23 protein-coding genes are annotated in these 24,753 nt (G+C 51.2%); 10 read left to right on the top strand and 13 right to left on the bottom strand.

Features of this window, described 5'->3' with window-relative positions; genetic code table 11:
• Positions 1-64: 64 nt before the first annotated feature.
• The 6 genes from BD749_RS09690 to BD749_RS09665 all read right to left on the bottom strand — a co-directional run bounded on the left by BD749_RS09690 (position 65) and on the right by BD749_RS09665 (position 7,531).
• Complete coding sequence (locus tag BD749_RS09690) at positions 65-2,809, bottom strand: TonB-dependent receptor (RefSeq protein ID WP_101444168.1); 2,745 nt, start codon at positions 2,807-2,809, stop codon at positions 65-67.
• A 593-nt stretch (positions 2,810-3,402) separates the two neighbouring features.
• A complete protein-coding gene (locus BD749_RS09685) occupies positions 3,403-3,591 on the bottom strand; it encodes a hypothetical protein (RefSeq protein ID WP_101444167.1) in 189 nt (62 codons plus the stop codon).
• 173 nt (positions 3,592-3,764) lie between these two features.
• Positions 3,765-4,757 carry an AAA family ATPase gene (locus BD749_RS09680; RefSeq protein ID WP_101444166.1) on the bottom strand — a complete coding sequence of 331 codons (993 nt, stop codon included), beginning with the start codon at positions 4,755-4,757 and terminating at the stop codon, positions 3,765-3,767.
• 105 nt (positions 4,758-4,862) lie between these two features.
• Complete coding sequence (locus BD749_RS09675) at positions 4,863-5,327, bottom strand: hypothetical protein (protein WP_101444165.1); 465 nt, start codon at positions 5,325-5,327, stop codon at positions 4,863-4,865.
• A 371-nt stretch (positions 5,328-5,698) separates the two neighbouring features.
• The gene (locus BD749_RS09670; RefSeq protein ID WP_101444164.1) at positions 5,699-6,085 is read right to left on the bottom strand and encodes a hypothetical protein; all 387 of its coding nucleotides are present in this window, start codon (positions 6,083-6,085) and stop codon (positions 5,699-5,701) included.
• A 309-nt stretch (positions 6,086-6,394) separates the two neighbouring features.
• The gene (locus tag BD749_RS09665) at positions 6,395-7,531 is read right to left on the bottom strand and encodes a hypothetical protein (RefSeq protein ID WP_101444163.1); all 1,137 of its coding nucleotides are present in this window, start codon (positions 7,529-7,531) and stop codon (positions 6,395-6,397) included.
• 35 nt (positions 7,532-7,566) lie between these two features.
• Between BD749_RS09665 and BD749_RS09660 the strand changes: the two genes are divergently transcribed.
• The 3 genes from BD749_RS09660 (at position 7,567) to recO (ending at position 9,704) form a co-directional block, all read left to right on the top strand.
• On the top strand, positions 7,567-7,887 hold the full coding sequence (locus BD749_RS09660) for a 2Fe-2S iron-sulfur cluster-binding protein (RefSeq protein ID WP_101444162.1): 321 nt from the start codon (positions 7,567-7,569) through the stop codon (positions 7,885-7,887).
• Positions 7,888-8,252: 365 nt separating this feature from the next.
• Positions 8,253-8,849 (top strand): thymidine kinase, encoded by a 597-nt coding sequence (locus BD749_RS09655; protein ID WP_101444161.1) that lies wholly within the window; start codon positions 8,253-8,255, stop codon positions 8,847-8,849.
• Positions 8,850-8,993: 144 nt separating this feature from the next.
• Positions 8,994-9,704 carry a DNA repair protein RecO gene (recO, locus tag BD749_RS09650; protein ID WP_101444160.1) on the top strand — a complete coding sequence of 237 codons (711 nt, stop codon included), beginning with the start codon at positions 8,994-8,996 and terminating at the stop codon, positions 9,702-9,704.
• 55 nt (positions 9,705-9,759) lie between these two features.
• On the opposite strand, the gene BD749_RS09645 is transcribed toward recO, so the two are convergent.
• The 3 genes from BD749_RS09645 to BD749_RS09635 are packed head-to-tail and all read right to left on the bottom strand — an operon-like array spanning position 9,760 to position 12,340.
• Positions 9,760-10,302 (bottom strand): FKBP-type peptidyl-prolyl cis-trans isomerase, encoded by a 543-nt coding sequence (locus BD749_RS09645; RefSeq protein ID WP_101444159.1) that lies wholly within the window; start codon positions 10,300-10,302, stop codon positions 9,760-9,762.
• A gap of 28 nt (positions 10,303-10,330) precedes the next feature.
• The gene (locus tag BD749_RS09640; RefSeq protein ID WP_101444158.1) at positions 10,331-11,293 is read right to left on the bottom strand and encodes an FKBP-type peptidyl-prolyl cis-trans isomerase; all 963 of its coding nucleotides are present in this window, start codon (positions 11,291-11,293) and stop codon (positions 10,331-10,333) included.
• 30 nt (positions 11,294-11,323) lie between these two features.
• Positions 11,324-12,340, bottom strand: coding sequence for a DHH family phosphoesterase (locus BD749_RS09635; RefSeq protein WP_101444157.1), 1,017 nt, complete (start codon positions 12,338-12,340; stop codon positions 11,324-11,326).
• A gap of 260 nt (positions 12,341-12,600) precedes the next feature.
• Here BD749_RS09635 and BD749_RS09630 point away from each other — a divergent pair, with 260 nt between their 5' ends.
• Entirely contained in the window at positions 12,601-13,020 is a 420-nt protein-coding gene (locus BD749_RS09630) for a nucleoside-diphosphate kinase (RefSeq protein ID WP_101444156.1), read from the top strand.
• A gap of 89 nt (positions 13,021-13,109) precedes the next feature.
• Entirely contained in the window at positions 13,110-14,384 is a 1,275-nt protein-coding gene (locus BD749_RS09625; RefSeq protein WP_101444155.1) for an energy transducer TonB, read from the top strand.
• Between the two features lie 79 nt (positions 14,385-14,463).
• Here BD749_RS09625 and BD749_RS09620 read toward each other — a convergent pair whose 3' ends face one another.
• A complete protein-coding gene (locus BD749_RS09620) occupies positions 14,464-14,772 on the bottom strand; it encodes a LysM peptidoglycan-binding domain-containing protein (RefSeq protein WP_101444154.1) in 309 nt (102 codons plus the stop codon).
• Positions 14,773-14,978: 206 nt separating this feature from the next.
• On the opposite strand from BD749_RS09620, the gene BD749_RS09615 reads away from it, so the two are divergent.
• Positions 14,979-15,410, top strand: coding sequence for a lipocalin family protein (locus tag BD749_RS09615; protein ID WP_101444153.1), 432 nt, complete (start codon positions 14,979-14,981; stop codon positions 15,408-15,410).
• A gap of 127 nt (positions 15,411-15,537) precedes the next feature.
• On the opposite strand, the gene BD749_RS09610 is transcribed toward BD749_RS09615, so the two are convergent.
• The 3 genes from BD749_RS09610 to dxs form a co-directional block, all read right to left on the bottom strand.
• Entirely contained in the window at positions 15,538-16,680 is a 1,143-nt protein-coding gene (locus tag BD749_RS09610; protein WP_245868984.1) for an MFS transporter, read from the bottom strand.
• Between the two features lie 25 nt (positions 16,681-16,705).
• On the bottom strand, positions 16,706-17,485 hold the full coding sequence (locus tag BD749_RS09605) for an alpha/beta fold hydrolase (protein ID WP_101444151.1): 780 nt from the start codon (positions 17,483-17,485) through the stop codon (positions 16,706-16,708).
• Positions 17,486-17,715: 230 nt separating this feature from the next.
• Positions 17,716-19,638: a 1-deoxy-D-xylulose-5-phosphate synthase gene (gene dxs / locus BD749_RS09600; RefSeq protein ID WP_101444150.1), complete on the bottom strand. Its 1,923-nt coding sequence runs from the start codon at positions 19,636-19,638 to the stop codon at positions 17,716-17,718.
• 386 nt (positions 19,639-20,024) lie between these two features.
• Between dxs and BD749_RS09595 the strand changes: the two genes are divergently transcribed.
• From BD749_RS09595 to chrA, 4 genes are all read left to right on the top strand, one after another.
• Positions 20,025-20,795, top strand: a complete 771-nt coding sequence (locus BD749_RS09595) for a segregation and condensation protein A (protein ID WP_245868980.1) — start codon at positions 20,025-20,027, stop codon at positions 20,793-20,795.
• Between the two features lie 118 nt (positions 20,796-20,913).
• Positions 20,914-21,996 (top strand): lysylphosphatidylglycerol synthase transmembrane domain-containing protein, encoded by a 1,083-nt coding sequence (locus BD749_RS09590; protein WP_101444148.1) that lies wholly within the window; start codon positions 20,914-20,916, stop codon positions 21,994-21,996.
• A gap of 119 nt (positions 21,997-22,115) precedes the next feature.
• The gene (locus BD749_RS09585; protein ID WP_101444147.1) at positions 22,116-23,258 is read left to right on the top strand and encodes an FAD-dependent monooxygenase; all 1,143 of its coding nucleotides are present in this window, start codon (positions 22,116-22,118) and stop codon (positions 23,256-23,258) included.
• Positions 23,259-23,366: 108 nt separating this feature from the next.
• Positions 23,367-24,716, top strand: a complete 1,350-nt coding sequence (chrA, locus tag BD749_RS09580; protein ID WP_101444146.1) for a chromate efflux transporter — start codon at positions 23,367-23,369, stop codon at positions 24,714-24,716.
• Positions 24,717-24,753: the final 37 nt, after the last annotated feature.

The following is a 24,753-nucleotide window of genomic DNA, read 5'->3' as shown; positions in this document are numbered from 1 at the left end:
TGATTGTTTATACAATATTAAGGTTGAGAGATCAACTGAATGTGAACGAAATATTAACTAATTGTTAAAACTGGTAGGTTACCCCGAAGTCGAATTGAGCGCCCCTTTTGTAGCTGCCGATCGTTACGCTCTGGGCCTTGGTGTCGGAGCCGGCGCCTTCTCTGGTCAGCCTGTAGGCCGGGTTCAGCAGGTTTTTCGCCTTTATGTTGAATTTGAGGTGGTCGTTGAGGCCCAGCGTTGTGATAAAGTCCAGTGTGGTGATGCCTTTCTCAATCAGGTTAGTGTAACCGCGCGTACCGATGGTGTGTACCTTATCGCTTAGGTAGTTTAACACTACGGCCGATGTCAGGCTTGTATTTCTGCTGGTTACCAGGTTATAGGTCAGGTCCGCGTTCAGTACGTAGGGGGCAGCGCCCTCCAGAGTAGAAGAGGTGTTCTGTGCAAAGAAGCTAGGAAGATCTTCTATTCTCGTGTGAATGTAGGACGCGTTCAGGCCGGCGTTCAAACGGTGTTTCTCTGCAAAGTTCATCAGCGACTTTCTAACCTCTACCTCTACACCTGCTGCCACGGCATGGTCCGACACGTTGTCGTATGTGGCCAGGCCTGCTGAGTTGCCCTGGTCTACCCGCGCAATCGGATTCTGAATGTGCTTGTAAAATGCATTCACCGATATCTGCTCCTCTGTGGATGGGTAAAAGTCCCACTTCAGGTCGAAGTTGTAGTTGGTAGAAGGCTTCAGGTTCGGGTTACCGTTTTCTTTTCCGAAGATGCCCTGGTAGATAAAGGGCGATAGCTCCTTGTCCTGTGGCAGGGTATAGGTGCGGCTCATGCCTGTTCTCAGGTGGTTTTTGTCGTCGAGCTCGTATTTGGCGTTAAAGCTGGGCGATAAGAAGAATTTGTCCATCACGTTAGAGCCCTGGTTTGCGCCGCGGTTCACGTTATAGTTTATCTTCATATACACATCATCTGCTCTCAGGCCTGTATTTAAGGTAAGCTTGTTTCCGGCCTTGTGCACCATGTCTACATAGGCACCGTGGTTCATCCTTTTCACGTCGTAAACGTCCAGGTTTTGCTCCAGCAAGAAGCGGCCGCTAGTCAACCCTTCCTGGTTTAGGTAAGGGTCCAGGTTGATGTCGCTCAGCGGGAAAACAGGAGCAGGGCCTTGGCTAACATCCCAGATGTAGTTATAAATGGGAGCCGAGAAGTCTTTCCCGCTGATTCTGCCGTCGTAGCCTACTTCAACATAAGACAGTTTGTCGGGGTCTGTCGAGAGCGCGTATTGCAGGTTGGCTTTGGGAAGGAGGGCGGTTTCCGTTATTTTATAGTTGAAGCGCTGGATTCTTCCTTCTCCTATACCTAATTCTACCCTGCCATCTCCCACTGAAGGAAGCATAATGGTGCGGCGGTCAGGCTCCTGGCCAATAACGCGGTTTACGGCAGCACCCACGTTAAACTTTATTCTATCCGACAGGTCGCCGTTCCAGATTAGCTGGTTAATGAAAGCGGTGTTGTCGTTGACCTGCAGGCGACGGGTGTGGCCTTCCGAGTTAAATTCGTCCGCTTTCTGGAACAGCTCGGTTTCTTTGCCATAGAAGTTATAGGCGGCAGCCGTGGCTGTATGCAGGTATAGGGAGTTAAAGCGCAGTTGGCTGTTGTTGAGGTTAAACTCCAGGTTACCCCCCAGCATGTGGGAAGCGCTACGGGTAGACTGTTTGTAGTCGAAGTCTTTGAAAGGGTTCTCAGGGTTGGTGGCCGTGATCAATCGGCTGACGCCCTCCTGGTAATGGTATTTGTTATCCATAGAGCCCATCACATAAAAGCGATGCTTGCCCAGGAACTGGCTGCCGCCCGCTATCGAAAGACCGCCGTTGAGCAGCGGGTTTTTCTGAACCGGGTTGAGCGAGGTGTTGAAGGAGTGGTTAGAGGTATAGCGGGAGACATCCTCTGGTCGGCTATTCAGATCTATCGGACCGTTGGAGGAAGTGGCATAGCCCAAGCTGTTCAGCCCTCCGGGGAGGTAAAAATCACTGCCTGGCACCTGGCTGTTTATGCCGGTTGAGATTCCAATTTGAAAGGCATTGTCATCCATCAGTTCTTTGGAATTGATGTTAATCAACGCCCCCCCTACATCGCCGTTCATGGATGATGAAAAGGTCTTGTTCACATCGACCGACTGGATGATATCGCTCGTGAAGAAGTCGAGAGAGATGTTCTTGAATTCCGGGTCTTCGGAAGGTATAGCAAAACCATTCAGGGTAGTGGTGTTGTAACGGTCACCCAGGCCACGGACAAACACGTTCTTCACGCCGTCGCGTTTCGAGACGCCTGAGATCTTGGCTACGGCACCCTCGGCATTGCTGACGCCTTTGCGGGAGAGCTCCTGCGCGCCAATGGCCTGCGTGGCGATAACCGCCTTTTTCTGATCCAGGAGTAGGATCTGCTCTGTTTCCCTGTTTCCCTTTGCTGTGATCGTCACCTCCGACAGCTGAGATGTGCTTTGCTCCAGCGCCACATCCAGGGTGGTTGTTTTGCCTGCCGATACGGTTACATTGGCAATCGTTTTCGGGGTGTAGGACAGGCTGTTCACTTCTAAGGTATAAGTTCCCTCTTTCACGTTGTCGATCCGGAACTTACCGAATGCATCCGACGGAGCACCCAGCCCCGTTCCCTGCACCTTGATGATGGCGCCGATCAGCTCTTCGCCGTTTTTAGCGTCTTTGATGGCCCCCTGTATACTACCCGTCTGCGCATGCACGGAAAGGAAAGCGGATAACAGGAAAAATAGAACTGTGGTGAGATTCTGTCGCATTGTAATTGTAGTCTGATTGATGCGACAAAAGTAGAAGGGTTATATTACCCCAATATTAATGGGGAGTTAAGTTTGTATTAATAAAGATTAATATTTGTCTGTAAGTTGTTGACATACAGTTAATATAAGTTTCTGTGTGTTGGTCAGGCGTTTGCAGGCATGGCGAGGACCCGGTGATGGCGGCGAGTGCTGTGGGATTTTCGTGAGTTTTAACAATATAGTAACCTTACAATAATCTAAAGCTAATATAGCGTGTATAGTTTTGTTGCATCAATCCTGCCTTCATAAGAAACTGATTGCGCATTATGGGTGAGATCAATTGCAGCAATCAATAGTGGTGTGGCTTAGTCTCCCACATCACGCACAAAGACCCGCCTCGTAAGAGCGGGTCTTTTTAGTTATGCCTATACCTAAGGGTTTGTTGACAAAGGACTTTATGGGAATGCACCAAAGATTGTAGCAGAAAGCAGGAATGACCTAGTCAGTTGGAAAGAAGCGTACGGTCTGCCTCCAGTTAGTTATTTCTGGCAACCTTGCGCAACAGCATCTTTTGTCCATTGTCAAGTCATCTTTTGTCCTCAAAGAGCTATACCTTAAAAATCGGTCGCAGCACTGCCGTCTCCGCCCAGGTACTGAAACAGAAAGTAAGCCAGCACGGCCAGCACAATAATGCCCAGGCAACCAATGCCGCCACATCCACCCCGGCCTCTTCCGTCACCGGCGCTGCCTCTCCCGCCAAACAATTTGCTCAGCAGCCAAAATCTGAATAAACCTTTTAACATAACTTATACCTTCATGATGATATAGAAAAAGCCTGTGGCTGTACCAGTAGTTCTGGGAGTTTAAGGTACGGCTATAAGAAAGCGGTAGTTATAATAAGGCATAAAAACGGGCAATGGCGCCGCATCTGGTGTAATGCGGCGCCATTGCCCGTTCGATGTGCCATGTGATTATATTAGCTGATCGGCACCTTACGCAGAATGGCCTCGATGAAGTCTTTGGTGCGGATGCCGTCTGCCTCAGCTTCGTAGTTCAGGATGATGCGGTGGTTCATCACATCGTGCGCTACTTCTTTGATGTCTTCGGGTAGCACATAATCGCGCTCATCGAAATAGGCAATAGCTTTGGCGGCACGGTTCAGGGCGATGCTGGCACGCGGCGACACGCCAAACTGGATGTAGTCGGCAAACTCGTTGAGGTCATACTCGGCAGGCCGGCGGGTCGCAAAAACCAACTCAATAATATACTTCTCCAGCGTCTCCGATATCTGCACCTGGTTGATCTCGCTCCTGATGGCGAAGATGTCTTCCTTGGAAAGCACCTTGTTCACGGTGTCGTTGAAGGCCATGTTAGCCATGCGGCGCATAATCTCCAGTTCGTCGGCTTTCTTCGGATAGTCGATATATACTTTCATCATGAAGCGGTCTACCTGCGCCTCAGGCAGTGGGTAGGTACCTTCATGCTCCACCGGGTTTTGGGTAGCTAAAACAAGAAACGGAAGATCGAGCTTATAAGTGGTCTCGCCGATGGTTACCTGCTTTTCCTGCATGGCCTCCAGCAGCGCCGACTGCACTTTGGCGGGGGAGCGGTTCACTTCGTCGGCCAGGATGAGATTCGCGAAAATAGGTCCTTTCTTTACCTCAAACTGGGACGCATTCTGATTGTAGATCATGGTGCCAATGAGGTCGGCGGGCAGTAAATCAGGCGTGAACTGGATGCGCTGGAAGTCGAGGCGCAGGGCACGGGCCAGCGAGTTGATGGTAAGCGTTTTGGCCAGGCCGGGTACGCCTTCCAGCAGTATGTGGCCACCCGTAAACAGACCGATCAGCAGGCGATTGACCATGTAGGACTGCCCCACTACGACTTTCCCCACTTCCTGAAAGACCTGTTTGATTTTCTGCTGGTGGTCTTTCACCTGTTCCTGATACACTAATTCTTCTGCTGGCATGGCTCAATGGCATTTAAAGGCCCTAAATATAGCAATTCTGAGAGACGGGCGCAATTAATTGGCACCAGTTGAGCCCCGCGAAAAGGATTTAAAAGAAAAGAGCGCCTAGGCGCTCTTTTTATGTTCTGTCTCAAATACAAGGGAAGTGCCTGCTTCTTGCTTCAGCGTTTCCATACGTTCGCGCTTGGCCTGCCGCACCAACTCTATCATGCTACTGAGTCTGTTTTCCTCCACATCCACTATCGGTAGGATCATGGTAGTGTGGGGCGCCTCGATGTGGATGCGGTGCTGCCGCGTCATCAGGTATAGCATCAGGAAAAAGCCGCTGAGTAAAGCAAAAACATCGTTGAAATAAACGAAGAAGGCTGAAACAACGCTGAAAGCGAGGTAAAGGGGTTTGCCCGTTGCCTTGATCTGCCACGAGGTGATATCCTCGAGCATCACAGACTGGTAGCTCTTGATGAGCCAGTTTTTCTGACGTAGTATAACGCGGTGCGTTGTAAGGGTCAATTTCTTATCCACTGTTTGGATAAGGTGCCTTTCACCACCAAGAAGTCGTGTTACTGCCATTCCTGATGGAGTATTAAGTTTGTTTATCTTCGTATTGAGTCGTAGCGAGTGTATCACAGCTAATAATTGGTGTTAACTATATCCAGGATTCCCGGAAGCACCAAAAGGTTGCATGCAAGTCCGGCACAAAGATAAATAAATATTAATTCTTATACGAAGTCAATCGACTCTGTATCGGTATTATTATAAAACAGGGTGAAGGGTACTATACCTACGATAATCAAGTATATTTGATTGTGAATTAGCTTGCAAAAAGTTTGCCCTTTTGGTGAAACAGGCATAAATATTATAAATAATTTATATTTATATATAGAAAAAGCCACCCTGAACGAACAGAGTGGCTTTTTCTTATAGATGATGCCGAATTATTTTTAGGCAGTCAGGTAAAACTCTCCTTCATGGCCATGTGCGCGCTGGTTTTTGAAGCGGCCGATGTCGGTCTGCATATTCTCGTAAATTTCCAAAATCTCTTCAGAGTCTTGTGTAAGGGGTTTTATGTGTTCGAGCAGCAATTTAGCAGCCAATGGGTAGAACTTTGAGTCGTCTGTGTTCTTGGCATTCACTTTAAAACTACTTACGTGCGTCTCCAGCTTCTTCAGGCTAGGGTGCTCGCCCTTAAACTCTTGTATGGTATCGCGGAGCTTCTCCCGTATCATCAGGTACAGGTCCTCTTCGAAGGTCATCCCGAAGTCATCATCCTCCTCTTCATCATCGAAGCTGTAATCTAAGTCGTCATCGTAATCGAAATCGTCTCTCATGGCTGATAATAAGGTTATTTTGAATTGTTAGTACGCACGGTTGTTCTTTGGGTGTTGCATAAAGTTAAAGTTTTCTTTCCCGGAAACAGCGTCAAAAGCAACGCCGCACCTCGCTTGCTGCCCAAAGAAAATGCATAAATAATGTTTCGAATCCGTATTTGCAACGCCTGAAGGCATCCCTGTATTGAATTATTTTGCTTTGGTAAAATTTGATCCGGGGTAGTGGTTTGAGGCTAAAGCCGATAGGCGAAAAAAAAGACCTGCTCCCGCGGGAGAGGTCTTTTATCTACTGTGCTTGCCGGCCTGCGGCTAGGCGAATTTGCGCTCGATCAGGCGAAGCAGCTTGTTCACGCTGTCCTGCTTTTTGCTCCAGTCATACCGGCGGGCCAGGTCGTTGGTCACAAAGTGCGTGGCCTCGTTCGGTGTTCTGAACTGGTCCAGCTGCTGAATCGTGTTGTAATAGGTCATGTTGTCGCCGTCAAACAGCTCGTTTATGAAGCTGAAGCGCTGGTTAATTGAAATAGAGTTTTTAAGCGACTCTATCTTGGTGTTGCCCAATGATTCGCCAATAGAGGAGGCTGCCGGCTTGCTGAACTTCTCGTTCATGGTAGGGCGCTCCGCCTTGAAGCGCTCGTTCAGGTTGTTTTCTGCGATAGTGGCTGGCCTTGGGGCAGCTGCTACCGGGGCCGGAATGGGTGCTGCTGCAGGTATAGAGGCTTCGCGCTGCGCCATGTGTATGGGCGCTACCACGTCCTTCTCCTCAATAGGGGCAGCAGGCGTAGGTTTACCGATCGAGGCGGCATAAGCGGCCAAAGGCGAAATCTGTTCTTGTCTGATTTCTTCCTCGGTAACAGGCAGCAGGCTGTTAAAGGCCGTTAATACCTCAGCAAGCGGTGCAATGTTTTCGCGGTTGGCGTTCAGGTATAGCTTAAACCTGCTCAGGATGTAGTCGCGGTCGCGGTTAGAAGGGGAGAGCGTGCCTACAAAGCCAGCGAACAGGGGCTTGTCCAGTTCGATGTACTTAAGATTTTCCTGCAGTTTGGGCAGGGTTATGTCTTCCTGAATGCGCAGAAACTTCTCCTCGAACGTAGCCACAGGAGCCAGTTTGAGCAGAAATGTGTCGAGGATGGCCTTCTGGAGCAGCGGTTCAAATGCATCGCGCTTGATGAGGATCTTGCGCGAAAGCACGTTCATGAAGTTGAGCAGCGCCTCTTTCACCTCTTCATGCTCATAGTCAAAATAAGGGCTGCGCAGGTTGGCCATTTCGTGATGCCACTTCAGCAACAGCTCTTTTATCACAAACAGGTTAACCTGTTTAATGGGCGTGAAGCCAATTAGTTGGGGTCCGTTGATGGTGTCGTGTGCAGCAAAGTGGCGGTCGCAAAGCACATTTGCCAGTTCTTTGCTGTAACGTTCAAGCCTTAATTGATTATATTTGTCTTCCATTGGTATACCTTTCTTTCGTAAAGTTAATAAATAATATGCCAAACTTAACGGTGCAAAATCTGTTCGATCGGCAGGTAGAAGTAGCATCCGGGCAAACGCTGCTACAGGCCCTGCAAGCCGCCGGCATAGACTGGATGCACGCCTGCGGAGCCAAGGGCCGCTGCACCACCTGCCGCATTATCGTGCAAGAGGGTTTGGAGCACTTTGGGCCGCTCACCGAGAGCGAGGAGCGCTACCGGAGCAGAGGCCGCCTACAGACTAACGAAAGACTGACCTGCCAGTGTACATTGGTGAGCGGAGATGCGCAAGGCCGCGTGCCTCGGCAGACCATGCTCCCGCATATGAAGTATAGTTAAGAAAGGTAGAAAGTTAGAAAGGGAGAAAGTTGAAATGTAGCGACGTTACACCGTAACGTCGTGGTGCTACGCAGCATTGGCGTGTGCTTGTGGGGGCAGGTTGCGGCCTGTCATAATCGTACACCAGTGATACTGTCTGAATCTTTATATAGGGCCCCTACCCCAAGGATTTAAAGGATTTTATAATTTTCAGAATTCATTTAATCAGTAATCTCATAGTGGAAAGGTAATCCTGTGAATCCGTGGGGGTAGGGGCCCTCTTTGATCCTGTGAATCCTGATTCAGACAAATAACAATCAACAATTAACAACCAACAATTGGCAATCAACAATTAAACAATTTAGCCAGCCATTACAGAATAGTAGATGTTTATAGAACCGCGCGTTGGGAATGATAACCACGCAATAAGAAGAGGGTGGATAGAGGTGATCTGCGGATCGATGTTTTCGGGGAAGACAGAGGAGCTGATCCGAAGACTGAACAGAGCCAAGATTGCCAAGCAGAAGGTGGAGATCTTTAAGCCGACCATCGACAAACGCTATCACGACGAGGACGTGGTGTCGCACAACGCCAATGCCATAAGATCCACACCGATAGACTTTGCGCAGGACATGCTACTCTTGGGCGGTAGCTGCGATGTGGTAGGTATAGATGAGGCGCAGTTCTTTGACGACGGCCTGGCTGAGGTATGCGTGAAACTGGCCAACAGCGGTGTGCGCGTAATCGCCGCCGGCCTTGACATGGACTACCTGGGCAAGCCTTTCGGGCCGATGCCGGCCCTGATGGCCGTGGCAGAGTACGTTACCAAAGTGCATGCCATCTGTGTGCAGTGCGGCGATATCGCGACTTACTCCTTCCGGAACTCCCCATCTGAGCAACAGGTGCTGCTGGGCGAAACCGAATCGTACGAAGCCCGCTGCCGCCACTGTTTTCAGGAAGGATTAAGAAAGCAGAACAAATAATTGGGAAGCTATACCTTGGCTGATGCGGTTGCCTACACCTGTAGGAGCTGTTGTTTTGGCTGTACGATATCTCTGTACCTGTAGCACGAGGCAGACCCCATGTCTGGCCAAATCTGTATCACTCAAATAGCCGTACTGGAGTAAATGTTAGTCAAGACAAGAGGCATCGTACTCAATTACATCAAGTTTCGCGAGTCGTCGATCATTGCTAAGGTATACACCGAGCAATTGGGCGTGCAGTCGTACATTGTGAACAGCGTGCGTAAAAAAGGCACCGGCTCCCGCATTGCCCTGTTCCAACCTTTCACCCTGCTCGATATGGTGGTCTATACCTCGCACAAAGGAGGTCTTACCCGTATCTCCGAATATAAAAGTGCCTACCCGTTTGCGACCATCCCTTTCGATATCCGCAAGAGCAGCATCCTTCTGTTTCTCTCGGAGATGGTGTCGCGCACTGTGAAGGAAGAGGAGGAGAACCCGACGCTGTTTCATTTCCTGTTCAACGCCATCATCGAGTTCGACGAATTACAGGACCATTTTGAAAACTTCCACCTGGTTTTTTTGCTGCACCTGAGCCACCATCTGGGCTTCGGGCCGAGCAGCGGAACGGAAATAGTAGAGCAGGTCGCTTTCTCGCCCAATGCGCAGTCCCTCACCGATGCTCCGCCCGTGCTGGCTTTGCAGGCTTACGAACAGCTTTTTGACCAACTGCTGCACACGCCGGAGCAAGCGGCTGTACCTAATGGCAAGGTGCGCCGCGAAATGCTTTCTATCCTGATCCGCTACTACCAGCTCCACGTCGAGCGGCTGGGCGAAATAAAATCGCTGGCGATCCTGTCAGAAGTACTGAGCTGATAAACAAAAAAGGCGGTGCATGTGCACCGCCTTTTTTGCTTGTATCAATTAGTTGCTAGCGTACATTCAGTACGTCTATTTCGAAGATCAGCACCGAGTTTGGCGGGATGTTACCGCTGCCGTACATGCCGTACCCCAGGTAGGAAGGGATATACAGGTTGGCTTCCTCTCCCTTGCGCATCTGCTGAAGTCCCTCGTCCCAGCCTTTAATCACCTGACCGGCACCTACCAGTACCGAAAATGGTTTTCCGGCTCTGAAAGAGCTGTCAAAAACATCATTGCTCACGTTGCGGCCCACATAATTTACCTCAGCATACTGGCCAGCCTTGATTACATTGCCTTCTCCGGCTTTTTTGGTCAGGATGTAAAGGCCGCTGTTCAGGCGCACTACTTTGGTCGTGTCCACATTGTTAGCCCGGAAGTACTTTCTGATCGTCTGCTCATCCAGTTTTTTCTGGGCTTCGACCTGCTCTGGTGTTACATAATAAGGGTTTTCGTTGTCCTCCTTGCAGGATGAAAACGAAGCGACCACTACGAGCAAGAAGAGAGCCTTTACAAACCAGGCGCTCAGTTTCTGCTTTGGATTTGTCAGATGCATGGTAATCGGGTTAAAGGGTACTTAGAAATTAGTTTTTGATGTCAACAAGCTCCACGTCGAAGCGCAGGATCGAGTTGGCTGGCATTTGCTCGCCACGTGCCTGCTCGCCGTAGGCCAGTGTAGAAGGTATAAGCAGGATCGCCTTGCTGCCTTTGTTCAGCTGGGCAATGCCATCGTCCCAACCCTGAATTACCTGGCCCTGGCCAAGCGGGAAAGAGAAAGGCTGGCCACCGCTCATCGGATTGTCGTAAGAAGACTCCAGTTCTTTGCCGTCCAGGAAAGACAGCTTGTAATGCACCGATACGTTATCACCAGCTTTGGCTTTCGGGCCTTTGCCAGCTTCTGTTATCACATAGTACACACCAGCGTCGGTTTTCTGCACGTTCTTCAGGCCTTTTTCTTTGATATACTCCTGAATTTTGGCATCATCAATCTTGATCTGCTCTTTGGCGCGCTCCTGCTGGGCCAGCATCTGCTCCTCAAACATCTTCTGCTGATCAGCTACGGCTTCCTGCTCAGACTGCACCTTTTCGGCTTTCAGGAAGAACGTGAAATGCGTACCCGGCTTGATGAATGGAGGCATCGGCTGGTTGAATGTGTTGGCGAAAAGTGAGTCTACACTGATCTTGAACACGCCGCTGTCACCAGCACGCATCATGGTTAGGGCGTTCTCAAGACTGCCTTTGAAGGTTGGCTCCATTACCGGAAGCATCACCGGCTGGCCCTGCTGGCGCGAGTCGAACAGCAAAGAGTCGTCGGCGGTGCGGTATGACATGTGCATCGTGATCACCTGGCCAAGACGGGCGCCTGTGGAGTCGTTGGCATCGATCTCGCCACGGTTCACATACTCACCATCTTTTTGCTCATATATTTTATAAGCCAGGCCGTCTGGCGTGGTATAAAATTCGTCGCTTTTGTTTTTATCGCCGCAAGACTGCAGCAACATGGCACCGGCTAGCACCGGCAATAAGAACTTTGATTTAAATAGCATGGGTTATAGGTTGGATAAAGTGTTTGTTACTTAACAAGATGCCTGTAACTGCTCTTTGTAAGCAGGCAGCAGGCCTTCGAATTTGGCTACGGTATTGTCCAGCGTGTCGAGCGACATGCCGCCGGCTGCGTTTTTGTGTCCGCCGCCGTTAAAGTTGGCGCGGGCGAACTCGTTCACAGAGAAATTACCCACCGAGCGGAATGACATTTTCACGGCCTGCACGCGGTCGATGATCACGGCGGCAAAAACAATGCCCTCAATGGAAAGCGCAAAGTTCACCAGCCCCTCGGTATCACCTGTTTTGGAGTCGTAGGCCTTAAGCTCATCAGCCGTAATGGCAATATAAGCTGTTCTGTACTCCGGGAGCACCACCAGTTTGTCTTTCAGGGCATAACCCAGAAAGCGCAGGCGCAATTCCGTGGAACTGTCGTAGATCAGACGGTGAATGTTGGAGGTGTTCACACCAATGTGCAGCAGGTCGGCAATGATCAGGTGCACATTTTTGGAGGTGCTTGGATGGCGGAAAGAACCGGTGTCGGTCATAATGCCGGCATAGAGGCACTCGCCTATACCTGTGTCAATCAGGTCGCCGTCGCCGAGGGCCTTGATCAAATCGTATACCAGTTCGGCGGTTGCGGCGGCCTGCGGGTTGGAGTAGTCGAGGTCGGCAAAGTCTTCGGGCTGCAGGTGGTGGTCGATCAGCACCTTGGTGCCCTTGGCATTGCGGATGTATTCGCCCATCTCGTTGATACGGGACAGGTTGGAGAAGTCGAGGCAGAAGATCATCTGCGACTCTTCGATGATACGGCGTACGAGGGCGTCGTTTTTCTCAGAGTAAATGAGCACATCATCATTGCCCTCCATCCAGGTCAGAAAGCTCGGGTAGTCAGAAGGCGTGATCACCGTAACCCGGTGCCCAAGCTTTTTGAGGTAGCCGGCCAGACCCAGTGACGAACCCAACGCATCGGCGTCCGGTTTGTGATGTGTGGTGATCATCACCTCTTTAGGTTCTCTCAGGAGCTCTTTGAGAGCATTAATGTCATGCATAAAGCTTGCTATAAATCCGCTGATTAATAGGGATATAAGGCGCGAATTTCTGAAGAAATAACTTCTAATGCAATAAAATAGCGTTTTAAGACGCTTCAAGGCGGTCTGAAGCGATGGTGCAGGTATAGGTAGCAGGTATAGCCAGAAGCGAACCGGCATAAATATTTGCAGAAAGTATGGCGCAAGTGCTGCTATAATTAAGCTAAATGCGCTAATTTTGCAGCTTCTAAACGAAACATATACACATTAACAGAATAGACATGGCTGGAAACATCACATTTACCATGATTAAGCCGGATGCAGTGGCTGAGAACCACATTGGCGGCATTACTAAAATGATTGAGGAAGGCGGCTTCCGCATCGTGGCGATGAAGAAGACAAGACTGACTGAGGAGCGTGCCGGTAAGTTTTACGAAGTGCACAAAGAGCGTCCTTTCTACGGTGACCTGGTAAAATACATGTCTTCTGGCCCGATCGTAGCCATGATTCTGGAGAAAGACAACGCTGTGGAGGATTTCCGCAAACTGATCGGCGCTACCAACCCGGCACAGGCTGAGGAAGGCACGATCCGTAAGGTATACGCCAAGTCTATCGAGGCAAACGCCGTGCACGGCTCTGACTCTGACGAGAACGCCCAGATCGAAGGTGACTTCTTCTTCGCTGCCGACGAGCGTTTCTAAGCGCTAAAAGACTACTTATTGATTAGAAAGGCCCGCCGGACTCCTGAGTTTGGTGGGCTTTTTTATTTCAGGATTCCATCTCCCTTTCTATGAAGCACTTTTTACTTTTTATCATTGCCTGTTCGTTTGTGCAGGCCTCCTTTGCGCAAAACACCGACCCCGCTACCTACCAACCAATTGTTATACCTTACAATGCCAAGTGGGAGGTAACGAAGTCGGAGGCCGCCGTATACAGGCGCCTGGCCTACTTCCCGGATTCGCTCCGAAACCTGAGGGACCTAAAGTATCCACCCTTCAACTATACAGTAACCGACTATTACGCCGACGGCACGGTAAAAGCGAAAGGCCACTACCAGGACGGAAAGATGTGGGCGACCTGGACCTTCTACTACCCCAACGGGCAACTCGACTGCAAAGGAAAGTACGACGGATTCAAGCTGACAGGAACATGGGAGTTCTGGTGGCCGGATGGGAAACCGTTGATGGTGGCAGAGTATGATGGCTACTCCAAGCGGGTGTTGAGCTTCTGGAACCATGAGGGCGAGCAGACTGTGCGGGACGGTAACGGCATCTATATTGCCATTACGCTGGATGAGAGCGGTGCGCGCATGGTAAAGACAGGGACCTATAAGGATGGTTATCAAGCTGGTGAATGGACCTATGGGCCTGAGGGCGGTGATCCTGTTGTGCGACAGTTTTTTGGTGAGGAGGGATTGCCCCGCGGTGGTGTAGTGTACGACAATGGCAAAGTTAAGTCGAAATATACATTCGGGAACAAACTGCCGGTGGAGCCGGAGCCCGAAAAGGAGCACGCGCAAAATCCAACGTGGTGGCGCCCGGACCCTGCCTACTACGAAAAAAACTACCCAGTTGTAGCCGATGTGTTCAACTGCCAAGTCGAGAAAGTGGAGCTTGATAAAAAAGTAAAAGCCACTGCCAAGCACTATTATAAAATCATGCAACCGTTCGCAACTGGTGGCATCGATACGCTGGAGTTTGGGATACCCCTTGTGCTACCCGTGTTTAAGAAAGGGCTACAGAGCCACCTCAACACATACCTGAAGTTGCCGAATCACCTGGCCAATCTGAATCTGCAGGGAGTAGTAGTTGCCATTTACACCGTGGACGCACAGGGCAAAGTGAAAAATCCTTCCATTATCAAAAGCTTAGACCCGGCACTGGATGAAGCGGTGATCAAGATGCTCAACAAAATGCCTGATTGGCAACCCGGCACCCGAAACGGGAAACCAGTGGATATAGTGATGACACTGCCTATCCGCATGAAAGGCCGTGCCTTTATGGCCGAGCGGGAAGAAAACTTGCCTGGCGGCGGTAACTGGCAATTTGGGGGAGGACGCTTTTAAAGCGTACCTGACCGTATACCTCCAAAACAGGGAGAGCCGGCTATCACTAGCCGGCTCTCCCTGTTTTGTGTTATTCAACCTACTGCTTCGGAATCACAAACTGCTGGCCTGGTTTGATCAGGTCAGGGTTGTTTCCGATTGTGGCTTTGTTGGCTTCATAGATCTTTTTCCAGGCATTGGCATCGCCGTAGTAGTGCTTGGCAATCTTGGAGAGCGAATCGCCGCTCTTCACGGTATAGGTGTCTTGCCCCCCCGCTGCTGGCTGAGCCGCTGGTTGCTGCGGTGCCTGCTGGTTAAAAAAAGTGCTGTCGCCTGGTTGGCGGTTGGTTGGGTTTGGAGCCTTTACGGGTTCCTTTTCTCCCTTCTTGAAAAAATCACGCAATCCCATATTTCAAATTTTTTGATGTCAGTAAATAATTTCTGGCACAGCCGCAAAAGCGCAGCTGCTTAAATAAATACGCCAAACGGGGCGCATAGTTGTGGTGCGCTTTATCCCTGCCGGATTACATGGTTTTTATCAACTTTAAAAAAGTTTTAACCGTACTCTATGCACGCCTCTTTTGGTAAGTAAGTGCAAGTGATAACCATTAAACTATGAATAAAATGAACACGAATCTGAAACAGGCGAAAGCCTACTTTACGTTTGTAATGGCCTTCGTGCTGATGGCCTTTATGACAAGCTGCGGCGGAGACAAGGACAACGCCGGCAATGCCAACATGATCTCTGGGGGCAGCAGCAAGACCTGGAAAGCCGCCAAAGAAACAACAGCCTCCGGCGATAAGGATAAACTGACCTCAGAGGAGAAAAAAGAAACGATGCAGTTCTATTCCGATGGTCGGTTTGCCATGGGCGGCGGTGGCTCACTACAGACAGGCACCTGGACTTACGATCAGGCAGGCAGACGTTTATCGCTTACATTTGAAGGCGCAAATGAGTCGCAAAACTTTACGGTAGAAAAACTGACCGACAAAGAGATGGACCTGGTGGCAGCCGACGGTTCTAAAATGGAGATGGAGGTAGAATAAAGGCCATACTTTAAGCCGTTTTGACCAAAAAAGCCGACCTATATTTGGGTCGGCTTTTTTGTTGCCTTGAAATTTAGCAGCTATATGCTCAAAAAACAGGTATAGCTGGAACAGAACGCTACAGAAATTACACCAAACGGCGCAGTGCCAGCAAACCAAGGGCGGGGCCGATGGCCAGCAGCGCCAACGTATGGTGTAGCTCAAACTGCGATAACAGGAAACCGGTGAGTTGTATGCTGACCACGGTAATGGCAAATCCGATGGCTACCACCACAGTAAGCGCTGTGCCCACCAGTTGCGGAGGGGCTGTTTGGGCAGTTAAAGCCGAAAACTGCGGGGAGTCACCAGCTACTACCACGCCCCAGAAAAGCAGGAAAGGTATAAGCAGCTGTGGTGCATTGACCTGAAACACGATGAGCGATAGCAGGCAACACAGTCCAGACAGCAGGAGCTGCACAAACGCAACGCGTGCGCTTCCCCATACCTGCGATAAATAGCCGCCCCCGATACACCCTACCGCCCCGGCCGCAATCACAGCAAAGCTATAAGCCGATACTTCGCCAGGAGTGAGTTGAGGCAATGCCAGGGCCAGGACCAGCGGCGTGAAAGCCCATAAGGTATACAGTTCCCACATGTGCCCAAAGTAGCCAAAAGCGGCCGATCGGAAACCAAGGTCACGGAAAGCCAGCAGCATATTCCCCATTTTGAAGGTAACGCCCTTTTTCAGGTATGGGCCATCGGGCACCAACAGGTATAGGAGCACCCCGCCAACCGCAGCCAGCACACTAACTGCGAACATCACGTGCTGCCACGGAAGCGTAGCACCCAATGCCCGGATCAGGTGCGGAAAGGCAGTACCCAGTACCAGTGCCCCAACCAGGTAGCCAATGGCTTTTCCCAAGCCGGTGCTATACCAGCTAGCGGCTATTTTCATGCCTACCGGGTAGATGCCCGCCAGAAGAAAGCCTGTGAGGGCCCGGAACAGCAGCACTGCGTACAGATCTTTGGCTGCAAATGCCACCAACGCATTGGCTACAGCACCCAGCAAAGCACATAGCATAAACAGTAAACGAGCCGACACCCGATCGGCTAGCGAAAGGAACGCGAAAACCAGTGTGCCCGCTATGAACCCCAACTGCACCGCCGAGGTGAGCATAGCCAGCGCCCCATCCTGCAACTGCAACGAAGCCTGTAGCTCGGGCAGCACCGCATTGCCGGCAAACCAAAGCGACGTGCCCGCAAATTGCGAGAACACAATAGTTGGGAGCAAATATCTTGTTGGCGCTAAGGTTAAATCACCCATAAATCGTTTCGGCGAATTTCTCCAGCGCCTTCCGCGTTTCGTAGGTGCGCTCGAACATGCCCATGTGGCCGGTTTTGCCGAGGAAGTAGACCATGCTGTTGTCGGGGAGGTGGCATTGCTCCAGCGCTTTGTCAAGTGGTACGGCACCGTCCTCTTTGCCAAAGATGAACAGCAAAGGGAATTTAGCTGCGGTCAGCACATCGGTTCTATCCTGTCGGTCGCGCATGGCGGCCAGGCCACCCGTTACGCTTTCCTTAGGTGTATTGGTGCCAATCTCTTTCATCATAGCGATTTGCTTTTGTAGTCGATCGCGGTTCTCGCTGTAGAAGAGGGGCTCAATGAAGGATTGCATGAACTTCTCCACACCGTGCTTCTCCACAAACTCGATGGTCTTGTTACGGTTGTCCTTCTTTTCGTCGGTGTCGGGGAGGGCGGAAGAATGGAAGAGGCAGAGGCCGCTGAGCATGTGACTATACCTTTCGGCGAACGCCATGCTCACATAGCCCCCCATGGAGTGGCCCACCAGGATGCACTTCTTCACGTTGAGTTCTTCCAGCTTTGCCTTCACATAGTCCGCCATACTTTCCATACTGTAGTCGGCTATACCTTGGGTGTTGTTGCCGAAGCCAGGCAGGTCTAGCGCAATGGTCCTGAATTTCTGCTGCAACGGCTTGGTAAATTCAGCCCAAACATCGGTGCTTTCGCAGAAGCCGTGCAGGAATACGAGTGTATCGCCAGCGCCGTGGTCGGTATAAGTAGTGTGTTTTGTCATAGTCTGTGTAGTATTTAGGTGTTGGTTTGTAAAGATAGCTAAATGTCTGAATCAGGATTTACAGGGCTCTCAATACCGATTGTTCTCCTAAATTAATCCTGTAGATTCTAAAATACTGCAAATCAATGGCATAGGGCTTTGTGTAAAGATTCAGACAAACAAAAACCTCCGCAGCTCATCACGAACTGCGGAGGTTTTTTTATGTTTCTTACAAATGGTTTACCTTAATCTTAAACCGAAACTTTCGACGTTACACCGATCATCTCTCTTACGGTGTTCTCAATGGCAGTCGGGTCGAAGCCAGCGTCGCGGTGCAGCTCCAGTTGGGAACCGTGCTCGAAGATTTGGTCAGGTATACCGAGGCGTTTCACCTGGGAGGTATAGCCGTTGTCGACCATGAACTCGAGCACTGCGCTACCGAAACCGCCTTGCAGGCAGCCGTCTTCTACAGTAATCACTTTGCTGTACTTGCTGAAAATGTGGTGCAGCAACTCTTCGTCCAGCGGCTTGCAATAACGCATGTCGTAGTGGCCCGGGTTGATGCCGTCGTAGCTCAGTTTCTGGCAAACATCCACAGCGTAGTTGCCGATGTGGCCGAATGTCAGGATGGCTACTTCTTCACCTTCCTGAATCGTACGGCCTTTGCCGATCTGCTGCAGCTCGAGTGGGGTGCGCCAGTTCGGCATAACGCCTTCGCCGCGCGGGTAGCGGATCGTGAATGGTCCGGCGCCTTCCTGCGAGGCAGTATACATCATGTTGCGCAGTTCCTGCTCGTTCATCGGGGCAGCTACTACCATGTTCGGGATGCAGCGCATGTAGGCAATGTCGTAGGCACCGTGGTGGGTTGGGCCGTCGGCACCGGCAAAACCGGCTCGGTCGAGGCAGAACACCACGTGCAGGTTCTGGAGGCACACATCGTGCACCACCTGGTCGTAGCCGCGCTGCATGAACGTACTGTAGATGTTGCAGAACGGAACCATACCCTGCGTGGCCAGGCCAGCGGAGAAAGTTACCGCGTGCTGTTCGGCTATACCTACGTCAAAGGCACGGTCGGGCATGGCCTTCATCATGATGTTGAGCGAGCAGCCAGATGGCATGGCAGGTGTTACCCCCATGATCTTCTCGTTCTTCTCAGCCAGCTCCACGATGGTATGTCCGAAAACATCCTGGTACTTCGGCGGCTGTGGTGTGTCGTAGTGCTTTTTATAGATCTCCCCGGTTATCTTATCGAACAGGCCTGGCGCGTGCCATTTAGTCTGGTCTTTCTCGGCCAGGGCAAAGCCTTTGCCTTTGGTCGTAAGCACGTGCAGGATTTTCGGACCCGGTATGCGCTTCAGGTCTTCCATCACCGACACCAGGTGGTTGATGTCGTGCCCGTCAATCGGGCCGAAATAACGGAAGTTGAGGCCTTCGAACAGGTTGCTCTGCTTCGACAAAGTGGCTTTGATACCGCTCTCTACTTTAGAAGCAATGTGCTGTGCGTTCGGACCGAATTTGCTGATCTTGCCAAGCACGTTCCACAGCTCATCGCGCAGCTTGTTGTAAGTGCGGGAGGTGGTAATGTCGGTTAAATATTCTTTCAGAGCACCCACGTTCGGGTCGATGCTCATGCAGTTGTCGTTGAGCACGACGAGCAGGTTGGCGTTGGTTGCGCCGCCGTGGTTGAGAGCCTCAAAGGCCATACCGCCTGTCATGGCGCCATCACCGATCACGGCAATGTGGTGACGGTCCTCTTCTTTTTTATATTGGGAGGCCACGGCCATACCCAGCGCCGCCGAAATGGAGGTGCTCGAGTGGCCTACGCCAAAGGTATCGTATTCACTTTCTTTGCGTTTCGGGAAACCGGAGAGTCCACCGTATTTGCGGTTCGTGTGGAAGTTATCGCGGCGGCCGGTCAGGATCTTGTGTCCGTAAGCCTGGTGGCCCACATCCCAAACCAGTTGATCGTAGGGCGTCTGAAAAACATAGTGCAGTGCCGTCGTTAATTCCACCACCCCAAGGCTGGCCCCAAAATGACCGCCGTGGATCGATACCACATCGATAATATATTGCCTTAACTCCTGGCTTACCTGCAACAGCTGCTCTGGCTTAAGTTTGCGCAGATCGGCAGGCGAGTTGATGGAGGCAAGGAGATCTCCTGGTTTGATGATCATAGAAATGTCTTTATTATAGACTTCCAACAAATTTTTCCGGCAAAAGTTTGCTTCACGCAAAATACAGTATGCCAGACAAAACGTAAAGTTAGCAAAAATCAGAACACAAGCTGCTTTTTCTCCTCCCTATCCTGTGTGGGCGGCCTGCGGCGATGTATGGTGTAAAAGGGGTAAGCGTTTGATTGTCAATGAATGAAGCGTGTTGCGGAACTTAAAGGCCTGCACTCCACTTGATAATGCTACACTTATACAGTTGTGAGCTTATTTTGTTCGAAATCGTGTTGGTACAGCGTCTATAACGAAGCCATCGCGCTGCTATTTCATCCGAATAAATTAGTATTTTTGTCCATCTGCTGCGATCAGCGCATTAACCAAAGGCCAGAGAAGTGAGTTTCGAAATAAAATTACCGTTGTTTGAGGGGCCGTTCGACCTGTTGCTCTTCTTTATTGAGCGTGACGAGCTGGATATCCACGATATTCCCATCTTTCAGATTACCAACGAGTTTATGGGCTACCTGCGCCAGCTCGAGCAGCTGAACATTGAGGTGGCCAGCGACTTTATTCTCACGGCGGCCACGCTCATGCGCATTAAGGCCAAAATGCTGCTGCCACGCACCGAAAAAGACGAGGAAGGCAACGAGATTGACCCGCGCCAAGAACTCGTGCAGCACCTGTTGGAATACAGAAAGTACAAGGCCGTGCTCGGCGACCTGGGTCAGATGGAAGATACCCGCCTGGCGCAGGAAAACCGTGGCAACGTGCATGAAGAGCTGCAGCAGATCGCCAATGCCAACCACTTCGAATATGAGTTGCAGGACCTGAGCCTTTACAAACTTATGCGGGTGTTCGACAAGGTGATGCACCGCTTCGAGGAGGAGCAGAACCGGCCAAAGCATACCGTGCTCACCTATCCTTATACCATAGAGGATCAGCGGGAGTACATCAGCCGCGTGCTCGAGGAGAAAAACCAGATTGCCTTTTCAGAGATCATTTCGGCCTTTCCCGACAAGATCGGCATGATCTTCAACTTCCTGGCTATACTCGACATGTTGCAGCTCAACCTGATCGGCATTGAGGTAGGTGAGGGTTTTAACGACTTCGTGATTACCAAAGCCGAAGGGCAGGCAGCGCAGGTAACACAGCTAATACTGGAGTAGCAATTGCCGAAATACCTGAAAAAGCCGAACCGTTTCCCCCGAGTTGCCGAATAGTTAAGTAGTTTTGCACGTCAGCTGTTAAGCACGCGCGCCAACTAACTTGGTTACGATAGCCTGCATGGACCAGAACAAGAAGACCATACTTAAGAATTTCAGTCCGATCAAAATACTGATCCCGGTGCTGCTGGGTTTGGGTGCCACGGCATGGCTTTTCATCAAAGATGATAAGCTGAGCGAGCTGAAAGGTATAGCTGAGGCCAACTGGTGGTGGCTGGCCGCGGCATTGCTCGTGCTCGTGATCCGCGACCTGGGCTACATGTACCGCATCCGCAGCCTCACCGACAAGTTCCTTTCCTGGCGCAACAGCCTGGACGTGATCATGCTCTGGGAATTTGCCTCAGCTATTACGCCATCGGTAGTCGGCGGTACGACCATCGCCACCATTGTGCTCAACAAAGAGGGGATATCGCTGGGCAAGTCGCTGGCTTACGTCATGGTCACGGCCGTGCTCGATAACATGTTCTTTATCATAGCCGCACCGCTGGCCTTACTGTTCGTGCAGGGCGAGGTATTCCCCACGTTTGGTCTTGCGGAGTCAGATGTCAATGCGCTTAAAATGGCCTTCTACATCAGTTACTCGCTCATTGCGGTGTATACCTTTATTATGATCTATGCGCTGTTCGTGCGCCCGCGAGCCTTCAAATGGATCTTGCTTAGGCTGACAAGCTGGCGATTGTTTCGCAAGTGGCGCATCAATGCCTTTCAGCATGGTAACGAAATTGTGTGGGCATCGGAGCAGCTGCGCGGCAAGAATTTTAACTACTGGGCACGCGTTATCATCTCCACTGTTTTTGTGTGGTGCGCCCGTTATTTCCTGCTCAACTGCCTCATTGCAGCTTTCACCGACGTCACGCTGAGCGAGCACCTGCTCATCATTTCCCGCAACCTTATTTTCTGGATCGTGATGCTCGTAGCGATTACACCGGGAGGTGCCGGAATCGTGGAGATGGCCTTCCCGAGCTTCTTTGGCCTGTTCCTGGGGCGCTTCAGCAACATCGTGGTGGTGCTCTATCGCCTGATTACCTACTACCCCTACCTGGTGCTCGGCTCTATCTTCCTGCCTAAGTGGGTGGCAAAGGTGTTTGGTCGCTCCTCGGTGGTAGCGGAAGAAGTAAGCTACCACGATGCCTCAGCCAAGTAACTTTTTTGATAAAGGACCCGCTGACAGTAGGCAATGGGGTTGTTTGATTTCTTTTGTCATAGAGACTTTTGTCTTTTTCAGGGCGAGTACAGTATAAGGTATAGATAGACATCACGAGTATGAAAGCCATCATTGTAGGAGGCGGAATAGGAGGGCTTTGTGCGGCTCTTGCGCTGCAGCAGGCAGGTATAGAAACCACCGTGTACGAGGCTGCACCCAAGTTTAAGGGGCTGGGAGCCGGTGTGGGTCTGGCTGCCAACGCCATGCAGGGTTTGCAAAGGCTGGGCGTGGTAGACGAAGTGGTAGCCAGAGGAAAGCAGCTCGATGCGCTGGTGATCTTTGATGAACACGGCCGTGAGATCAGCAACATGGATACCCGCCGGCTGAGCAATAAGTATGGCATCAACAACTTTGTGATACACCGCGCCGACCTGCACGAAGTACTGTTGAAGCACCTGGCGCCCGGTACTGTGGTGCTGGGCAAGCGGTGCGAAGAAATAGAACAGAACGGGGAGCAGGTGCAGATCATGTTTGCCGACGGCAGCCACGCCACTGCCGACCTGCTCGTCGCCGCCGACGGCATCAGTTCTGTGGTGCGTCAGCAGCTGGTGCCCGACAGCATACCGCGCTATGCCGGCTATACCTGCTGGCGTGCGGTGGTTGACAATCCAGGTGTGGAGATCAATAACATGATTTCGGCGGAGACCTGGGCGCCTCAGGGCAGGGTAGGTATAGCACCCCTGCAAGACGACAAGATTTACTGGTATGCCTGCATCAATGCCCCGCAGCGCGACGAGAAAATGCGGCGAATGACACCCGAAAAACTTGCCCGCCACTTTGAGGAAGTGCATTCGCCTGTGGAAGCGATACTGGCTTGCACCTCGCAGGACCAACTGATTTGGAACGACATTGCTGACCTTAAACCTCTGAAGCATTTTGTGTACGGACGCGTCGTGCTGCTTGGTGATGCTGCCCATGCCACCACGCCTAACATGGGGCAAGGGGCTTGCCAGGCCATAGAAGATGCCGTGGTGCTGGCTCAGTGCCTGAAGCAGGAACCTATATTGGCTAAAGCCTTAAAAAGCTACGAAAAGCGGCGGAAAGCCCGAACCGCCAAAGTAATCCAACTGTCCAGAACATTGGGCGAAGTAGCGCACTGGCGAAACCCCTTGCTGGGTAAGCTGCGCAACACGCTCTTCCGTGCCATGCCCCGGTTTATTACCCAGCGGCAGATGGAAGACCTGTACCGGGTGGACTTTTAAATGCTGCATGGCTAAATGGTTCGGATGATGAGGGCTTCATCTCAGAGGCGCAGGTTGAGCAAATCTTTTTATTGTAATTTAGGCTTCATGATATAAACCCTATCTGCCATGCAGCCAGACTCCCCCAGCACAGCGATCACTGTAAGCAAACCTAGCTTTAAAGAAGCCTTTTTCTTCTGGCTGAAGCTAGGCTTTATCAGTTTTGGTGGGCCTGCCGGTCAGATTGGCATTATGCATGCCTTTATTGTCGATCAGAAGAAGTGGGTGTCGGACTCGAGGTTTCTGCATGCGCTGAACTACTGCATGCTGCTGCCGGGGCCTGAGGCGCAGCAATTGGCTACCTATATTGGATGGCTGCTGCACGGTGTGAGAGGAGGATTAACGGCGGGTATCCTGTTTGTGCTGCCTTCGGTTTTTATCCTGCTGGCCTTGAGCGTGGTGTATGTCACCTACGGCAGTATACCTTGGGTGGCGGCGCTGTTTTATGGTCTCAAACCTGCCGTAGTGGCTATCGTGGCTTTAGCTCTGCTCAAAATAGGAAAGAAAGCATTGGTAAGCTGGCTGCACTACGTGCTGGCGCTGCTGAGTTTTATTTTCATCTTTTTCCTGGACATTCCCTTTCCGCTCATCATTCTGGGTGCCATGGTGGTGGCTTTTCTCATGCTGAAGGTATTTCCAGGCGCCCTGCAGCGACGTGGTCATGAAGAGTACAAAGCCGCCGACGAATCGGGCTACTATATCAACACCTCGACGGTGCTGCCCGACACGGTGTTTAGCTGGAAGCGCGTTGGTAGGCAACTGGCTATGGCGGCCTTGCTTTGGCTGGCGCCTTTCCTGCTGTTTTACCTCCTGCTGCAGGACAGCAGCTTCTGGAACCACCTGTCGCTGTTCTTTACTAAAGCAGCGCTGGTCACTTTCGGTGGCGCTTATGCCGTATTGCCTTATGTGGCGCAGGTGGCGGTGGAAAAGCTCAACTGGCTAAGCAGTCACCAGATGATCGATGGACTGGCGCTGGGCGAAACTACACCAGGCCCTCTGATCATGGTGCTGGCCTTTGTGGGCTTTATGGCAGGGTATAACCATTTTGCCGGCTCCCTGCTCATGGGCAGCCTCGGACTCCTGGTCACTACTTACTATACCTTTCTGCCCTGTTTCCTGTTCATACTGGTGGGTGCGCCTCTTGTGGAACGCACGCAAAGCAATGCAGGTATAAAAGCAGTACTGAGCTTTGTAACCGCTGCCGTAGTGGGCGTTATCCTGAATCTGACAGTTTATTTCGGTCAAGCTGTGGTGCTAAGAGAAGGCGGAGGCATAACGGGGGTAGATTACTTTAGCCTTGGCTGGATCATTGTCTCCATATTGGCCATGTACCGCTTCAAAATAGGGATGATCCCGTGGATAGCAGTCAGTGCAGCGGCTGGTCTGGCCATGTACCTGCTTGGGTACTTCCAACCCTAGGGTATAGCACGACTGACCACAGAGGCTGAATTGGCTT

It is taken from the genome of Pontibacter ramchanderi (genome assembly GCF_002846395.1).
Classification (GTDB): domain Bacteria; phylum Bacteroidota; class Bacteroidia; order Cytophagales; family Hymenobacteraceae; genus Pontibacter; species Pontibacter ramchanderi.
The sequence above is the reverse complement of the archived record's forward strand: the minus strand, read 5'-3'. Positions and strand labels throughout refer to the sequence as shown.

Coding starts and splice junctions, on each gene's coding strand:
- BD749_RS09590 (WP_101444148.1), top strand. CDS start 20,914: ATGGACCAGAACAAGAAGACCATACTTAAGAATTTCAGTCCGATCAAA.
- BD749_RS09585 (WP_101444147.1), top strand. CDS start 22,116: ATGAAAGCCATCATTGTAGGAGGCGGAATAGGAGGGCTTTGTGCGGCT.
- BD749_RS09675 (WP_101444165.1), bottom strand. CDS start 5,327: ATGGCAGTAACACGACTTCTTGGTGGTGAAAGGCACCTTATCCAAACA.
- BD749_RS09685 (WP_101444167.1), bottom strand. CDS start 3,591: ATGTTAAAAGGTTTATTCAGATTTTGGCTGCTGAGCAAATTGTTTGGC.
- BD749_RS09640 (WP_101444158.1), bottom strand. CDS start 11,293: ATGCTATTTAAATCAAAGTTCTTATTGCCGGTGCTAGCCGGTGCCATG.
- BD749_RS09625 (WP_101444155.1), top strand. CDS start 13,110: ATGAAGCACTTTTTACTTTTTATCATTGCCTGTTCGTTTGTGCAGGCC.
- chrA (WP_101444146.1), top strand. CDS start 23,367: ATGCAGCCAGACTCCCCCAGCACAGCGATCACTGTAAGCAAACCTAGC.
- BD749_RS09635 (WP_101444157.1), bottom strand. CDS start 12,340: ATGCATGACATTAATGCTCTCAAAGAGCTCCTGAGAGAACCTAAAGAG.
- dxs (WP_101444150.1), bottom strand. CDS start 19,638: ATGATCATCAAACCAGGAGATCTCCTTGCCTCCATCAACTCGCCTGCC.
- BD749_RS09660 (WP_101444162.1), top strand. CDS start 7,567: ATGCCAAACTTAACGGTGCAAAATCTGTTCGATCGGCAGGTAGAAGTA.
- BD749_RS09615 (WP_101444153.1), top strand. CDS start 14,979: ATGAATAAAATGAACACGAATCTGAAACAGGCGAAAGCCTACTTTACG.
- BD749_RS09665 (WP_101444163.1), bottom strand. CDS start 7,531: ATGGAAGACAAATATAATCAATTAAGGCTTGAACGTTACAGCAAAGAA.
- BD749_RS09680 (WP_101444166.1), bottom strand. CDS start 4,757: ATGCCAGCAGAAGAATTAGTGTATCAGGAACAGGTGAAAGACCACCAG.
- BD749_RS09670 (WP_101444164.1), bottom strand. CDS start 6,085: ATGAGAGACGATTTCGATTACGATGACGACTTAGATTACAGCTTCGAT.
- BD749_RS09690 (WP_101444168.1), bottom strand. CDS start 2,809: ATGCGACAGAATCTCACCACAGTTCTATTTTTCCTGTTATCCGCTTTC.
- BD749_RS09645 (WP_101444159.1), bottom strand. CDS start 10,302: ATGCATCTGACAAATCCAAAGCAGAAACTGAGCGCCTGGTTTGTAAAG.
- BD749_RS09630 (WP_101444156.1), top strand. CDS start 12,601: ATGGCTGGAAACATCACATTTACCATGATTAAGCCGGATGCAGTGGCT.
- recO (WP_101444160.1), top strand. CDS start 8,994: ATGTTAGTCAAGACAAGAGGCATCGTACTCAATTACATCAAGTTTCGC.
- BD749_RS09655 (WP_101444161.1), top strand. CDS start 8,253: ATGTTTATAGAACCGCGCGTTGGGAATGATAACCACGCAATAAGAAGA.
- BD749_RS09620 (WP_101444154.1), bottom strand. CDS start 14,772: ATGGGATTGCGTGATTTTTTCAAGAAGGGAGAAAAGGAACCCGTAAAG.
- BD749_RS09605 (WP_101444151.1), bottom strand. CDS start 17,485: ATGACAAAACACACTACTTATACCGACCACGGCGCTGGCGATACACTC.